Here is a 14,720-nt window from a genome sequence, read left to right as displayed (position 1 = left end):
GCTCTCGGTGCACGGCGTCGGCATGCTCGGCGCCGCACCCGCCGAGTACGACGCCTACTGGCAGACACTGGGCCTCGGCCGGGTGAGCCTGGTCGACGACCAACTCCGCGACCCCGCCCTGGTGCCACTGGTCGCCCGCCGGGGCTACGTCGTCGACACCGTCTTCCACCTGTTCCGCACCCCGGAGGCGCTCGACGCCGTCCTCGATGCCGCCGCGGCGATCGGCGCCCGCTGCGTGTACATGCTGACCGGCGGTCGCGACGGTCTGACCTGGGAGCAGGCCGCCGAGCGGTTCTGCGACGCGGTCGCGCCGTGCCGCGACCATGCCAGGAAGGTCGGTGTCGCGCTGGCGATCGAGAACGCCTCCGCCCTCTACGCCGACATCCACATCGCCCACTCCCTGCGCGACACTGCGACACTGGCCGAGATGGCCGATCTGGACGTCGTCGTAGACCTGTTCCACTGCTGGGCGGAGGCGGACCTCACCGCACTGGTCGAGCGGGTCCTGCCGCGCACGCAGTCGATTCAGCTCAGCGACTACGTGCTGGGCGACCGATCGCTACCCGCCCGCGCCGTACCCGGAGACGGCGCGATCCCCATCGAACGATTCGTCCGGCACGCGATCGAGCACGGCTACCGCCACGGGTTCGACCTGGAACTCATCGGCCCACGCATCGACCGCGAGGGACCACTGGACGCGGCGCGGCGCGCCTGCGTGACCGTCGCGGCCATGCTGACACGGATCGGCTGAGGCGCAATGGCATTCGGCGACGGTGAGGACGACCTGGCACTGCACGACGCCTGGGCGGCGTTCTGCGACCGCCTCAAGGCGGCAGGCGAGCAGGCGTTCAAGGACCACAACCCGGGTTCGGGGCCGCACCGCGCCGACGCCTTCCGATTCCTGGCCCAAAACCTGGGTCAAGCCTTCGATCTCGGATTCGAGACCAGGGATTCCCGGTATCCGTTGCTGCACGCGTTCAGCCACCCGACCCGCAAGCTCGGCGGCGATTGCGGCGACTTCACCTACCATCAGGCCTGGATCGACGGCCGGTCGAGCTACCGCATCACCGGCACGCGGGGCACCGCCCCGTTCTTCAACGTCACTGTCCAGGGCGCCCGCCCCGACGGGCCGGGCGTCCTGCACGAGCCGTTCGGCGACGTCCCCGAGGCCAACCTGACCGGCGAGCGGCTGACGACGGTAAACGGCGAACTCGACTTGTTCATCGGCGGCCCGCACCGCAGCGCCAACTGGCTGCCCACCACGGCTCGGTCGCGAAAGTTGTTCATTCGACAGGGTTTCGACGACTGGGACGAGACACCGGCGCGGCTGACGATCGAACGCATCGACATGGACGCCCCCAGACCGGTACCCACTCCCGCGGCGATGATCGACGCCATGGAGTGGGCAGGCGACTTCGTCACCGGCGTGATGCGGGACTGGCCGGAGTTCCCGTTCGCCTACGGCGGCGTCGACGAGCACCGGCCGAACGCGTTTCCCGCGCTCGAGTCCGCCGACGGTGACGAAAAGCGCGGCCGCGCAGCGACGAACATGCACTGGGTACTCGGCCCAGACGAGGCCCTGATCGTCGAGTTCGACGCTCACGACGGGCTATGGATGCTGACGAACATGGGACCGTTCTTCACCAGCATGGACTACCTCTACCGGCCGGTGACCTACACGCCGAGCAGGACCGCGGTCGACGCGGACGGCAAGGTTCGGATCGTGCTCGCCCACGACGACCCCGGCGTGCACAACTGGATGGACACCCAGCGCTTCGAACGCGGCAACCTGACCTACCGGCACATGCTGAGCGGCAGCCCCGTGCCACTGCACACCCGCCTGGTGCGCGCGGCTGATCTAGACGCCGCCCTGCCCACCGACACCGTGCGCGTCAGTCCCCGCGAGCGCGTCGCACAGATGTGGCAGCGATTCGACGGCATTCGCCGGCGCTACGCGATGTAGCCGTCACCGTCCGGACTGACGGCGACTTGGCAGGTGATGCTCGGGCAACTGCCAGAGTCGTTGTGCCACTGCTTATTCCCCGATTCGGCGAATGTCTACATTCTCACTTCGAGGCATGTTTCCAGACTCGGCGCGGATCATCCGATTCCATGACCAATACAACGCACCGCACCACCACCGAACCGCCCGCCCGACACGGAACGGGCTCGCCGCGCATAGCGGGCACCGCCGTGGCCTTCACGCAGAACCGGCACACCCAGGACGACGTCGCACGCGAACTGATCGGCGTCGCCCCGCCGGGATTCGAACGCTTCGTGCGCACCAGCGGAGTAGACACCCGCAACCTCGCGTTGCCACTGGCGCGGTACCCAGAGATGAACGGCTTCACCGCCGCGAACGACGCCTACATCGAGGTGGCGGTGGACCTCGGAACACAGGCGGTGCGGGCCGCTCTCGACGCAGCGCACGTCGATCCCCGCGAGGTCGACGCCATCGTCTCGGTGTCGAGTACCGGCGTCGCGGTGCCCACGATCGACGCGCGACTGGCGTCGATGGTGGGCCTGCGCCGAGACGTCAAGCGCATCCCCCTGTTCGGACTCGGTTGCGTCGCAGGCGCGGCGGGCATGTCGCGCGTGCACGACTACCTCCGTGGCTATCCGGGCCACGTCGCCGTGCTGCTGTCGGTCGAACTGTGCTCGCTCACGCTGCAACGCGACGATTCCTCGATCCCCGCACTCATCGGGGTGTGTCTGTTCGGCGACGGGGCGGCAGCCGTGGTCGCCACGGGCGCCGATCGCGTTCCGACCTACGCCATCGCGCCGACCGGCCCCGCCGTCCTCGCTACCCGGAGCGCACTGTTCCCCGACACGGTGGACGTGATGGGCTGGAAGGTGGGCACCGGCGGCTTCGGTCTGGTGATGTCACGCGACGTTCCCCGCATGGCCGACGATCACCTCCGCGGCGAGGTCGATCGGTTCCTCGCCGACCACGGTCTCACCACCGCCGACATCTCGACCTGGATCTGTCACCCCGGCGGACCCAAGGTCATCGACGCGATCCAGCACGCGATCGAGTTGCCGCCCGCCGCGCTCGCGCACAGCAGGCAGTCCATGCGCGAACACGGCAACGTGTCGTCGGTCTCGGTGCTCGACGTCCTGGGGCGGACCCTCGCGCAGCCACCTGCGGCAGGCGATCTCGGCGTCATGCTCGCAATGGGCCCCGGGTTCAGCTTCGAACTCCTGCTCCTGAGCTGGTGAGCACGACCGTGTACTACCTGTTCATCCTGGCCGTCGGCGCCGAACGGCTCGTCGAGCTAATGGTGTCGAGGCGCAACACCGCGTGGTCGATCAGCAACGGCGGCAGGGAGTTCGGCCGCGGACACTATCCGGCCATGGTGGCCATGCACGGGCTGCTGCTGGCCGGTTGTGTGATCGAGGTCGCCGTCGCGCACCGGCCGTTCATCGGGTGGCTGGGTTGGCCGATGGTGGTCCTCGTCGCGCTCAGCACCGCGATGCGGTGGTGGTGCGTCGCCACGCTCGGGAAGCACTGGAACCCACGGATCATCGTCATCCCCGGTGCTCCGCTCGTCGACCGCGGACCGTACCGCTGGCTGCACCACCCGAACTACACCGCAGTCGCCGTAGAAGTCGCGGCCCTGCCGCTGGTGCACTCGGCGTGGGTCACCGCGATCGTGTTCAGCGCGGCCAACGCCGCCATGCTGAACGTGCGCATCCGCACCGAGAACACCGCACTGGGTTACGCCTGACGGCGTGCGACGGGCCGGGTCGACTGGCGGTGGCGGAGGGATTTGAACCCCCGGTCGGTGTTAGCCGACTCTCGCTTTCAAGGCGAGTGCATTAGGCCGCTCTGCCACGCCACCGTGGGACAGCCTAAGGCCTTCAGACCCGACCCATCCTCGCGGGCGGCGCGGCGTCGCGAAGCCCAGCGCCGATGCGTCGGCAGTTCTCCCCCATGGCGGCGATCTGCGTGCGGGACAACCTGCCGAGGAAGTGGGTGCGCACCCCATCCCCGTAGGTCACCAACGCGTCCTTCAGCAGTGCCCGGCCCTCCGGCGTGATGGTCGCCAGCACGCCACGGCCGTCGTCGGGACTCGAACAGCGACCGACCAGGTTCTGCGATTCGAGCCGGTGAATCTGACGGGTCACCCGGCTGGGCAACGACATCAGTTCCTCGGCGAGATCCCCCATCCGCGCCGAGCCCGTCGGTGACCGGTCGAGCAGGTCGAGTAGTCGCACGTCGTTGAGCGTCAGGTGGTGCGACTCCACCAGTTGTTTGTTCAACGTCGCATACAGCCGCAACGCGGCATCCAGAAAGTTTTGCCAAGATCGTTCCTCGGCAATGTCGAGCCCAGGCATGGCGCTCGCGGTTCGCCCTGCAATCATCCCCTCCATGGCGCCATAGTAGAACTCCCGACCGCAAGTAGTAGCGTTATTGACATGCGTGCTATTACAGCTGTCTCAGCCGACGATCTGCGCTGGGATGAGGTACCGGACGTCGCAGCTCAGCCCGGTGAAGTGATCATCGAAGTGGTGACCGCAGGCGTGAACCGAGCCGATGTCCTACAGGCTGCGGGCAACTATCCGCCGCCACCCGGCGCCAGTGACGTCATGGGCCTGGAAGTGTCCGGGCGGATCGCCGAGGTGGGCGAGAACGTTGCCGAGTGGTCGGTCGGCGACCAGGTTTGCGCTTTGCTGGCCGGCGGAGGATATGCCGAGCGGGTCGCCGTTCCCGCCGCCCAGGTGATGCCCGTGCCCGACGGTGTCGACCTGCACAGCGCGGCGGCCCTGCCGGAGGTGGCATGCACCGTCTGGTCCAACCTCGTCATGACCGCGGGGCTGACCGAAGGCCACCTCCTGCTCGTCCACGGCGGCGCGAGCGGCATCGGCACCCACGCGATCCAGGTGGCGCGTGCGCTCGGCTGCCGCGTCGCCGTCACCGCGGGCTCGGCGGAGAAGCTCGCGTTCTGTGGGGAACTCGGCGTCGACGTCGCGATCAACTACCGCGAGGACGACTTCGTCGAGGCGATCAAGCGCGAACCCGACAGCCAGGGGGCCGACGTGATCCTCGACATCATGGGCGCCTCCTACCTCGACCGGAACATCGATGCACTCGCTCCGGACGGGCGCCTCGTGGTCATCGGATTCCAGGGTGGCGTGAAGGCCGAACTCAACATCGGCAAGCTCCTCGCCAAGCGCGCCGGCGTCATCGCGACCGCACTGCGCTCACGTCCGGTGGACGGCCCATCCGGCAAGGGCGCCATCGTCGACGAGGTGGTGGCCAACGTGTGGCCGATGATCGCCGCAGGCAAGGTGCGCCCGATCGTCGGCGCCGAGCTGCCGATCACCGACGCGGCGGCGGCCCACCGCATGCTGACGGCCAGCGAGGTGACCGGGAAAGTGCTTCTGCGCGTACGGGACTGACGCTAGCCGAGCGAGGCCAACGCGCGGACCAACTGGTCCACCTCGGCCATCGTCGTGTAGTGCGCGAGGCCGACCGTGACCGCGCCGCCGATGTCGCTGACCCCGATCACGTCGAGCACCCGCGACGTCGTGTTGGACACCGCCAGCACGCCGTTGTCGGTGAGACGCTGGATCACCCGCTCCGCCGGGACGCCGTGCACGGCGAGGCTGAGCACGGGAATCCGGGCCTCGGGTGCTCCGATCACCATCACCAGCGGCAGCGAGCGCAGCGCCGCCAGCAGGTACTCGAACAGCCGGTCCATGTAGGCGCCTGCGGATTGCATTGACAGCGCCAGTCTTTCGCGGCGGGTGCCGGACGCAGCCTCGTCGAGGTTCGCCAGGTACTCGACGCTGGCGACCACGCCGGCGAGCATGCCGTACTGGTGCGCGCCGACCTCTAGGCGCGCGGCGCCGGTGGCCAACGGATCCAGCGCCACCGACCCGAAGGTGTCGATGAGCGAGGGGTCACGGAAGACCAGTGCGCCGATCGGAGGGCCGCCCCACGCCACCGCGTTCACCGCGACGACGTCGGCCTCGACCTCGTCGATGTCGATCAGGCGGTAGGGAGCCGCGGCCGAGTGATCGACGACGACCAAACCGTTGTTCTCGTGGACGAGCTTCGTCACGGGGCGCAGGTCGGTCACGGTGCCCAGCGACGACGACGCCGACGTCAGCGCCACCAACCTCGTGGGCTTGGTGATCAGGCTCTCCCACTGCCACGCGGGGACGTCGCCGGTCTCGATGTCGACCTCGGCCCACTTCACCTTGGCGCCATACCGATTCGCGGCGCGCAGCCACGGTGAGATGTTGGCCTCGTCGTCGAGGCGGCTGACCACGACCTCGTACCCGAGGCCCACCCGCGACGAGGACGCGTCCGCCAGCGAGGCGAGCAGGATCGCGCGATCGGCGCCCAGCACGACGCCGCGGGGATCGGCACCGACGAGATCGGCAACGGCCTGACGCGCGGCGGCGAGCACCGCGGCACTGCGCTTGGCGGCGGGGTGCGGGCCCACGTCGGTGGTCATCGAGCCGCGGAAGGCGGTCGACACGGTCGTCGCGACCGAGTCGGGAAGCAGCATGCCGTAGGGGGCGTCGAAGTGGACCCAGCCGTCGCCCAGCGACGGGTGTAGACCACGCACCCGGGCGACGTCGTATGCCATGCCACCCACCTTCGAGCGAATGAAAACCGCAATTTCCAACGATCTCGGGTGACCGACGGCATCTTCCGACGCCCGTGCCTTGATCAGACGGGGCCACCTCGGCAGCCATACTAGTGCAGTGAGCTTGGCCTTCGGCGTGCTAGTGGCGTGGTCGTTGCTAGTCATCCCGGGAGCAATCGTCGCCCGCACGGCCCAGCTAACTTGGCCCGTCGCCATCGCGGTCGGAGCGCCGCTCACCTACGGCGTGGTGGGTCTCGCCATCCTGCCGCTGGGTGCCGTGGGCGTTCCATGGAATGGCTGGACCGCGCTGGGGTCGCTGCTCGTGATCGTGACCGCCATCACAGCGCTGCAGGTTTCGCTCTCACGGTTCCGCGAGCGCCCCGCGCCGGGGAGCGCCATGTCGACCGGGCCCGCACTCGTCGTCGCGGCCGGAGTGATGCTGGGCGCGGTACTCATCGGGTACGCCGCCGCGCGCGGTCTTCCGCAGTGGCAATCGGTGCCGAGCAACTGGGACTCCGTGTGGCACGCGAACACCATCCGGTTCATCCTCGACACCGGCCAGGCCTCACCCACCCACATGGGCGAGCTACGCAACGTCGAGACTCAGGCGACGCTCTTCTACCCGTCGGCGTTCCACGCGCTGGCCGCCGTGCAGTGCCAGCTCACCGGCATCGCGGCAACCAGCGCATACACGCTGTCCTCACTGGTCGCCGCCATCTGGCTGTTCCCGGTCAGCGCCGCCGCACTGACGTGGTTCCTGCTGCGCGAACACGACCGGTGGCGGGCGGCGGGCTGCGCGGCCGCCGCCGCGGCGCTCACCGCGTCGTTCACCGCGGTGCCCTACGTCGAGTTCGACACGGCCTCGATGCCCAACCTCGCTGCGTTCGGACTGGCGGCGCCGACCGCCGTCCTGGTCGTCTCCGCCGTGCGGCACCGCGCCCTCATCCCGATCGCCGTCCTCGCCCTCGTGGGCATCTTCTCGGTGCACATCACCGGCGGCGTGGTCGCGGTGACGTTCGTCGCGGCGTGGTGGCTGATCGAGGGACTCTGGCGGCCGGTCCGGGGCCGGGGCGCCGACGCCGTGACCCTCGCCCTCGTCGCTGTACCCGCCGTGCTGCTGCTGCTCCCCCAGTTCCTGGGCGTCCTCGCCCAAGCCGAGATCATCGCCGGCCATGCCTACGTCACCCATCAGAGCCGCAAGCGGGTGCTGTTCGAGGCCGTGGTGCAGCACACCCGTCACCTCAACGACTACCCCATCCAGAACGCGATCCTGCTGCTGGCAGCCCTCGGCTTCCTGTATCTCCTCATCCGGCGGATCTGGTGGCCGCTGGCGGTGTGGTCGCTGCTGATCGTCTCGATCGTGCACTCCGCCGCCCCGTTCGGCGGCCCCCTCGGCGCAGTCACCGGGATCTACAGCGACCTCTTCTACAGCGACCCACGGCGGTTGTCGGCGGTCGTCACGATGCTGCTGGCGCCGATGGCCGGCATCGCACTGTTCATCGCAACGGCCTTCGTCGTGGAGCGCGGCCGAAGGCTCGCCCCCCACGTGCCGTCGCGGGCGTGGCACGCCGTGACCGCCGTCGTGCTCGTCGGCGTGACGGTCGGCCTGGCGTGGCACTACCTGCCCCGGCACCGTTACCTGATCGGCGAGAAGTACGACTCGGTGATGATCGACGCCAAGGACCTGCAGGCGTTCGCCCACCTCGCGACCCTGCCCGACGCCCGAGACACCGTGATCGGCAACGCCAACACCGACGGCACGGCGTGGATGTACGCCGTTGCGGGATTGCACCCGCTGTGGACCCACTACGACTTTCCACAGCAGCAGGGCCCGGGGTATCAGCGGTTCAACTTCTGGGCGTACGCCGATCAGGCCGACACCGATCCCCGGGTCGCCGAGGCGGTGCGGGCGCTCGACATCCGCTACGTCCTGACCAGCACACCGGTCGTGCGCGGGTTCGTAATGCCCGACGGACTAGTGTCGCTAGACGAGTCACGGTCGTGGAAGAAGATCTACGACAACGGCGAGGACCGCATCTACGAATGGCAGGGTTCCGGTGGGGCCGGCAAGCAGTAGGTCGCGGCTGAGAGGGAATGCAGAGGGCATGACACAGGACGACAGCGACTTCGAGATCATCAGCAACATCTCCGACCAGGAGGGTGAGGGCGAAGGCGGCGGCGACGGCAAGTCGCTGACCGACCTGGTCGAGCAACCCGCCAAGGTGATGCGCATCGGCACGATGATCAAGCAGCTCCTCGAAGAGGTGCGCGCCGCTCCGCTCGACGAAGCCAGCCGCACCAAGCTGCGCGACGTGCACCGCACCAGCATCGCCGAACTCGAGGACGGGCTCGCTCCGGAACTCCGCGAGGAACTCGAACGCCTCACGCTGCCGTTCGGCGACGACACCGTTCCCTCGGACGCCGAACTGCGCATCGCCCAGGCCCAGCTCGTCGGCTGGCTCGAGGGTCTGTTCCATGGCATCCAGACCGCGCTGTTCGCCCAGCAGATGGCCGCCCGTCAGCAGCTCGAGCAGATGCGCCAGGGCGCGCTGCCGCCTGGCGTCGGAGCGCCGGGCCCACGCGGCCCCGGACACTCCAGCGGGACCGGTCAGTACCTCTAGGCGCTGAGCGGACCGACACAGGTGGAACCACACATCTCGACCCAGAACGCCTGGGTCGAGTTCCCGATCTTCGACGCCAAGTCGCGGTCGCTGAAGAAGGCCTTCCTGGGCAAGGCGGGCGGCACCATCGGCCGCAATGCCTCCAACGTCGTCGTCATCGAAGCGCTGCGTGACATCACGCTCTCGCTGAAGATGGGCGACCGCGTCGGGCTCGTCGGGCACAACGGAGCGGGCAAGTCGACGCTGCTGCGGCTGCTGTCGGGGATCTACGAACCGACCCGCGGCTCGGCGACCGTCACCGGCCGGGTGGCGCCGGTGTTCGACCTCGGCGTCGGGATGGATCCCGAGATCTCGGGCTTCGAGAACATCATCATCCGCGGGCTCTTCCTCGGGCAGACCCGCAAGCAGATGATGGCGAAGGTCGACGAGATCGCCGACTTCACCGAACTCGGCGAATACCTGTCGATGCCGCTACGCACGTACTCGACCGGCATGCGCGTGCGCTTGGCGATGGGCGTGGTCACCAGCATCGACCCCGAGATCCTGCTGCTCGACGAGGGCATCGGCGCCGTCGACGCCGAGTTCATGAAGAAGGCCCGGACCCGGCTGCAGGACCTGGTGGCCCGCTCGGGAATCCTGGTGTTCGCCAGTCACTCCAACGAATTCCTGGCCCAGCTCTGCGACACCGCCATGTGGATCGACCACGGCACCGTCCGGATGGCCGGCGAGATCGAAGACGTCGTGCGCGCCTACGAGGGTGAGGACGCGGCACGGCACGTGCGCGAGGTCATCGACGAGCACGATCGCTGGGACACCCCGGGTGCCTGACGCGGTGATCGCGGTGGTGGTCACGCACCGCCGCGTCGACGCCCTCGCACGCTCGCTGACGGTGGTGGCCGGGCAGACCCGGGCGCCGGACCACCTGATCGTCGTGGACAACGACTTTTCCGACGGCAAGGGCGACCCTCGCGTCCGCGAACTCGTCGACGCGCTGCCGGTGCCGACGACTTATCTCGGCTCCCGGCGGAACCTCGGCGGCGCAGGCGGTTTCGCGCTCGGCATCCTGCACGCACTGGCCCTCGGAGCCGACTGGGTGTGGCTCGCCGACGACGACGGCCGCCCCGCCGACGAGGCCGTGCTGGAAACCCTGTTGGCTTGCGCCGCCTGGCATTCGCTCGCCGAGGTCTCGCCGATGGTGTGCGACATGGACGACCCCGCGCGCCTGGCGTTCCCGCTGCGGCGCGGTCTGGTGTGGCGGCGACTCGTGTCCGAGCTGCGCGTGGACGGCGCAGGCGACCTGCTGCCCGGCATCGCGTCGCTGTTCAACGGCGCCCTGTTCCGCGCCTCCACGCTGGAAGCCGTTGGCGTACCGGACATTCGGTTGTTCATCAGGGGGGACGAGGTCGAGGTGCATCGCAGGCTGGTGCGCTCCGGCCTCCCGTTCGGCACGTGCCTGGACACCGTGTACCTGCATCCGCAGGGCTCCGACGAATTCAAGCCGATCCTCGGCGGCCGCATGCACACCCAGTATCCCGCCGACGAGACCAAGCGCTTCTTCACCTACCGCAACCGCGGGTACCTGCAGTCTCAGCCCGGGCTGCGCAAGCTGATTCCCCAGGAGTGGGTGCGATTCGGCTGGTTCTTCCTGGTGTCACGCCGGGACCCGGCCGGCTTGCGGGAGTGGATCAGGTTGCGACGGTTGGGTAGACGCGAGAGATTCGGGAGGAAAAGCCGAGCATGACCTTCACCGACGCCGCCGCGCAGTCGAAGACGATGTCGCGCGCGTGGGGCGACCTGACGGCGGGCTTCGCCAAGCGCGAGCTGTGGCTGCACCTGGGCTGGCAGGACATCAAGCAGCGTTACCGACGCTCGGTGCTCGGCCCCATCTGGATCACCATCGCCACCGGCACCATGGCCGTGGCACTGGGCGGCCTGTACTCCAAGCTGTTCAACCTCGAACTGTCCGAGCATCTGCCCTACGTCACGCTCGGGCTGATCATCTGGAATCTGATCAACGCGGCCATCCTCGAGGGCGCGGACGTGTTCGTCGCCAACGAGGGACTGATCAAGCAACTCCCGACGCCACTTTCGGTGCACGTGTACCGCCTGGTGTGGCGGCAGGTGCTGCTGTTCGGGCACAACATCGTCATCTTCGTCGTCATCGCGATCATCTATCCGCAGCCGTGGAAGTGGACCGATCTGATGTTCATCCCGGCACTGGCGCTGATCGTCCTCAACTGCGTGTGGGTCGCGCTGTGCTTCGGCATCCTGGCCACGCGCTACCGCGACATCAGCCCGCTGCTGTTCAGCCTGGTCCAGCTGCTGTTCTACATGACCCCGATCATCTGGAACGACCAGACGCTGCGCGAACAGGGAGCCGGCGGCTGGGCGAAGATCATCGAGTTCAATCCACTGCTGCACTACTTGGACATCGTGCGCGCCCCGCTCCTGGGCGCCGACCAGGAACTGCACCACTGGGTGATCGTGATCGCGCTGACCATCGTCGGCTGGATCGTCACCGCGTTCGCGATGAAGCAGTACCGTGCGCGCGTGCCGTACTGGGTGTGACCCGGCGCCTCCCGCTAGCGGCGCGGCGCCTTCATCCGCGTCGCCACGTTGAACCGGTTCCAGGTGTTGATGGTGACCGCCATCGCGATCACCTGAGCCAGCTCCTTCTCGCTGAACACCTCGGCGGCCCTGGCGTAGACGTCGTCGGAGACGTGCCCGTGGTGCAGTTCGGTGATGGCCTCGGTCAGTTCCAGCGCGGCGCGCTCCCGGGCGCTGAACAGATCGCCGGCCTCCTCCCACGCGGCGATCAGCGCGAGGCGCTGCTCGGTCTCGCCGTGCTTGCGCGCGTCGGCGACGTGCATGTCGAGGCAGAACGCGCAGTGGTTGATCTGGCTGGCGCGGATCTTGATCAGTTCGCCGATGGTCGGATCGACGTCCTTGGCCGAGGCGTTGGACAGCTTCATCATCGCGTCGTACAGCTCGGGTGAGACCTTGTAGATGCTGAGCCGGTCGATCGCGGTGGGGTGTTCGAGTGTCTGCGTCATGACAACGACGCTAGGCGGCAAAGAACCGCTGCGATGGACTAATTCGAGGCAGGGTTCGTGGGCCAATCAGGACTGAGCGCTGCGGCCAGTCACCGCGTCCAGCGCTCGCTCCAAGGTGGGGTGCAGGCCGATGTGCTCCGTGACGCCGGTCGTCTCGAGCTGCCTGCTCGTGGCGGGGCCGTCGGCCGCCACTGCGAACCCGACGTCGGGTCCGAGCATCCGCATGGTGGTGATCAGCACCTGAATGCCCGCCGAGGTCAGCAGCTCGACCGTGGTGAAGTCGAAGACGAAGCCCTCGGGATCCTTCTTCACGGCCACCGCGGCGGCGCCGTAGAGCGCCGGCGCCGTCGTGGAGTCGATGACGCCCGTCGCAGTGAGCACCACCACCTGGCCATACCAGGTTTCCGATACCGAAAAGTCGCTGATCGCTCCTCCTCGAGTCGGCGGCCCAGCCCCGCGTTAGTTTCGCAGAGCCGCCAAGCGAAGGGACCGGCCGAAAGGCAATTGGAACCCTTCGGTGACCCGCTTGAGGCCACCCCGAGCCGCGACCGGAGTGCTTCAATTCGACGGTGACTTCATGGGCCAATACCGGCGCCCGCGACCTGCACCTCGAACTGCGCGGTGCCATCACCCCGGGCACCCGGGGCGTCCGTGAGCTGCTGCTCGATGCGCTGCGTGACACGGTGCGCAGCGGTCGCCTGGCTCCCGGCACCATGCTGCCGCCGTCGCGCACGCTCGCTGCCGACCTCGGATTGGCCCGCAACACCGTCGCCGAGGCGTACGCCGATCTGGTCGCAGAGGGCCTGCTCGGGTCACGGCAGGGCGCGGGCACGTGGGTGCTCGACGGCCGTCCCACGCCGCTGCCCGCCCGACCGCGCGGAGCACCGGGCACGCCGACGCACAACCTGATGCCCGGCTCGCCCGACGTCGCCGCGTTCCCCCGCAGCGCCTGGCTGGCCTCGACCCGGCGGGCGCTGTCGGCCGCCCCCACCGAGGCGCTGCGCATGGGCGACCCCCGGGGGCGCATCGAGCTGCGCGAGGCACTCGCCGAATACCTCGGCCGCGTACGCGGCGTCCGCACTTCGCCCGAGGAGATCGTGATCTGCGCAGGCACGCGGCACGCCGTCGAGATCCTGGGGCGCGCGCTCGGCGGGCCGTTCGCCGTGGAGGGCTACGGCCTGTTCCTGTTCCGCGACGCGCTGGCGGCCATGGACATCGGGACCGTCCCGATCGGCGTCGACGACCACGGTGCCGTCGTCTCCGACCTCGACCGAGTCTCGGCGACGGCGGCGCTGCTGACGCCGGCACACCACTTCCCCCACGGCGTCCCCCTGCATCCCGCTCGTCGCACCGCGGTCGTCGAGTGGGCGCACCGCACCGGCGGATACCTGCTCGAGGACGACTACGACGGCGAGTTCCGCTACGACCGGCAGCCCATCGGCGCCGTACAGGGCCTGGACCCCGACCGCGTCGTGTACCTGGGGTCGGCCAGCAAGAGCTTGTCCCCCGCCCTGCGCATCGGCTGGATGGTGCTGCCCGACCACCTGGTCGACCGCGTGGTCGCCGCGCTCGGCGGCCAGCAGTTCTACGTCAACGCCATCGCGCAACTCACCATGGCCGACTTCATCTCGACGGGCATGTACGACAAGCACATTCGTCGCGCCAGGCTGGCCTACCGGCGCCGGCGCGACCACTTGGTGGAGGCACTGGCCCCCTTCGACGTCGGCATCAGCGGCATGTCGGCGGGACTGCACCTGATGCTGACCCTGCCCGACGGCACCGAGGGAGAGGTCCTGCGCCGCGCCGGAGAGGCCGGCATCGGGCTGTCCGGGCTGGCGCTGCTCCGGCACCCCGACGCGAGAGCAGAGACACCGCGCACCGACGGGATCGTGGTCAGCTTCGGCACACCGGCCGAGCACGCGTTCACCGCTGCCGTCGACGCGCTGTGCGGTGTGCTGGCGAGCGTCGGAGCCGCCCGCAGACCCACTGGCTAAGCTCCACGCGTGGCCGAGCCCCCGATGTCGCCGAACCTGAGCCTGACCACCCAGATCTGGCGGTTCCTGGTCACCGGCGGGCTGTCCGCGATCGTCGACTTCGGCTTGTACGTGCTGTTCCTGCGGCTGGGGCTGCACGTCAACGTGGCCAAGACGCTGAGCTTCATCGCGGGCACCACCACCGCGTATCTGATCAACCGGCGCTGGACGTTCCAGGCGCCGCCCAGCCGGTCGCGATTCATCGCGGTCTGCGTGCTGTACGCCGTCACCTACGCCGTTCAGGTCGGCATCAACTACGCGCTGTACACGCTCTGGGACGACGAGCCGTGGCGGGTGCCGGTCGCCTTCGTCATCGCCCAGGGCACGGCCACGGTGATCAACTTCGTGGTGCAGCGTGCGGTGATCTTCCGGTGGGCAGGAGCGTAGCGACCGGGGAGTGATCCGGTTGAA

General features: G+C 68.7%; 16 protein-coding genes and 1 tRNA gene. 12 read left to right on the top strand and 5 right to left on the bottom strand.

Going from position 1 to position 14,720, the window contains the following annotated elements; all coding sequences use genetic code 11:
• Positions 1-22 precede the first annotated feature (22 nt).
• The 4 genes from G6N61_RS21715 (at position 23) to G6N61_RS21700 (ending at position 3,728) form a co-directional block, all read left to right on the top strand.
• Positions 23-751: a sugar phosphate isomerase/epimerase family protein gene (locus G6N61_RS21715; protein WP_163925006.1), complete on the top strand. Its 729-nt coding sequence runs from the start codon at positions 23-25 to the stop codon at positions 749-751.
• Positions 752-757: 6 nt separating this feature from the next.
• Positions 758-1,963, top strand: a complete 1,206-nt coding sequence (locus G6N61_RS21710) for a hypothetical protein (protein ID WP_163920883.1) — start codon at positions 758-760, stop codon at positions 1,961-1,963.
• Positions 1,964-2,112: 149 nt separating this feature from the next.
• Positions 2,113-3,219 carry a type III polyketide synthase gene (locus G6N61_RS21705; protein ID WP_163920881.1) on the top strand — a complete coding sequence of 369 codons (1,107 nt, stop codon included), beginning with the start codon at positions 2,113-2,115 and terminating at the stop codon, positions 3,217-3,219.
• An 8-nt stretch (positions 3,220-3,227) separates the two neighbouring features.
• The gene (locus G6N61_RS21700) at positions 3,228-3,728 is read left to right on the top strand and encodes an isoprenylcysteine carboxyl methyltransferase family protein (protein ID WP_163925005.1); all 501 of its coding nucleotides are present in this window, start codon (positions 3,228-3,230) and stop codon (positions 3,726-3,728) included.
• 24 nt (positions 3,729-3,752) lie between these two features.
• On the opposite strand, the gene G6N61_RS21695 is transcribed toward G6N61_RS21700, so the two are convergent.
• Positions 3,753-3,842, bottom strand: a tRNA-Ser gene (locus tag G6N61_RS21695).
• A gap of 19 nt (positions 3,843-3,861) precedes the next feature.
• On the bottom strand, positions 3,862-4,374 hold the full coding sequence (locus G6N61_RS21690; protein WP_163920879.1) for a MarR family winged helix-turn-helix transcriptional regulator: 513 nt from the start codon (positions 4,372-4,374) through the stop codon (positions 3,862-3,864).
• A gap of 45 nt (positions 4,375-4,419) precedes the next feature.
• Here G6N61_RS21690 and G6N61_RS21685 point away from each other — a divergent pair, with 45 nt between their 5' ends.
• On the top strand, positions 4,420-5,403 hold the full coding sequence (locus tag G6N61_RS21685) for an NAD(P)H-quinone oxidoreductase (RefSeq protein ID WP_163920878.1): 984 nt from the start codon (positions 4,420-4,422) through the stop codon (positions 5,401-5,403).
• Positions 5,404-5,405: 2 nt separating this feature from the next.
• Here G6N61_RS21685 and G6N61_RS21680 read toward each other — a convergent pair whose 3' ends face one another.
• Positions 5,406-6,602, bottom strand: coding sequence for a cysteine desulfurase-like protein (locus G6N61_RS21680; RefSeq protein WP_163920877.1), 1,197 nt, complete (start codon positions 6,600-6,602; stop codon positions 5,406-5,408).
• A 118-nt stretch (positions 6,603-6,720) separates the two neighbouring features.
• Here G6N61_RS21680 and G6N61_RS21675 point away from each other — a divergent pair, with 118 nt between their 5' ends.
• From G6N61_RS21675 to wzm, 5 genes are read left to right on the top strand one after another with little or no spacing between them, the layout of a single operon-like run.
• Positions 6,721-8,679 carry a DUF6541 family protein gene (locus G6N61_RS21675; RefSeq protein WP_163920876.1) on the top strand — a complete coding sequence of 653 codons (1,959 nt, stop codon included), beginning with the start codon at positions 6,721-6,723 and terminating at the stop codon, positions 8,677-8,679.
• A gap of 28 nt (positions 8,680-8,707) precedes the next feature.
• Complete coding sequence (locus tag G6N61_RS21670; RefSeq protein WP_163920875.1) at positions 8,708-9,223, top strand: bacterial proteasome activator family protein; 516 nt, start codon at positions 8,708-8,710, stop codon at positions 9,221-9,223.
• Positions 9,224-9,244: 21 nt separating this feature from the next.
• The gene (gene wzt / locus G6N61_RS21665) at positions 9,245-10,051 is read left to right on the top strand and encodes a galactan export ABC transporter ATP-binding subunit Wzt/RfbE (protein ID WP_163920872.1); all 807 of its coding nucleotides are present in this window, start codon (positions 9,245-9,247) and stop codon (positions 10,049-10,051) included.
• Complete coding sequence (gene glfT1 / locus G6N61_RS21660; RefSeq protein WP_163920870.1) at positions 10,044-10,964, top strand: galactofuranosyltransferase GlfT1; 921 nt, start codon at positions 10,044-10,046, stop codon at positions 10,962-10,964. Before wzt ends, glfT1 begins: the two co-directional genes overlap by 8 nt.
• Positions 10,961-11,791, top strand: a complete 831-nt coding sequence (wzm, locus tag G6N61_RS21655; protein WP_163920868.1) for a galactan export ABC transporter permease subunit Wzm/RfbD — start codon at positions 10,961-10,963, stop codon at positions 11,789-11,791. The genes glfT1 and wzm overlap by 4 nt, the downstream gene beginning before the upstream one ends.
• 14 nt (positions 11,792-11,805) lie before the next feature.
• On the opposite strand, the gene G6N61_RS21650 is transcribed toward wzm, so the two are convergent.
• On the bottom strand, positions 11,806-12,276 hold the full coding sequence (locus G6N61_RS21650) for a carboxymuconolactone decarboxylase family protein (RefSeq protein ID WP_163920865.1): 471 nt from the start codon (positions 12,274-12,276) through the stop codon (positions 11,806-11,808).
• Positions 12,277-12,342: 66 nt separating this feature from the next.
• Positions 12,343-12,663: an STAS domain-containing protein gene (locus G6N61_RS21645; protein WP_163920862.1), complete on the bottom strand. Its 321-nt coding sequence runs from the start codon at positions 12,661-12,663 to the stop codon at positions 12,343-12,345.
• Between the two features lie 182 nt (positions 12,664-12,845).
• On the opposite strand from G6N61_RS21645, the gene pdxR reads away from it, so the two are divergent.
• Together pdxR and G6N61_RS21635 are read left to right on the top strand one after the other, a co-directional pair.
• Positions 12,846-14,270, top strand: a complete 1,425-nt coding sequence (gene pdxR / locus G6N61_RS21640) for a MocR-like pyridoxine biosynthesis transcription factor PdxR (RefSeq protein WP_163920859.1) — start codon at positions 12,846-12,848, stop codon at positions 14,268-14,270.
• A gap of 24 nt (positions 14,271-14,294) precedes the next feature.
• On the top strand, positions 14,295-14,696 hold the full coding sequence (locus G6N61_RS21635; protein ID WP_163925004.1) for a GtrA family protein: 402 nt from the start codon (positions 14,295-14,297) through the stop codon (positions 14,694-14,696).
• Positions 14,697-14,720 lie beyond the last annotated feature (24 nt).

The organism is Mycolicibacterium arabiense, from assembly GCF_010731815.2.
GTDB lineage: Bacteria > Actinomycetota > Actinomycetes > Mycobacteriales > Mycobacteriaceae > Mycobacterium > Mycobacterium arabiense.
The sequence above is the reverse complement of the archived record's forward strand: the minus strand, read 5'-3'. Positions and strand labels throughout refer to the sequence as shown.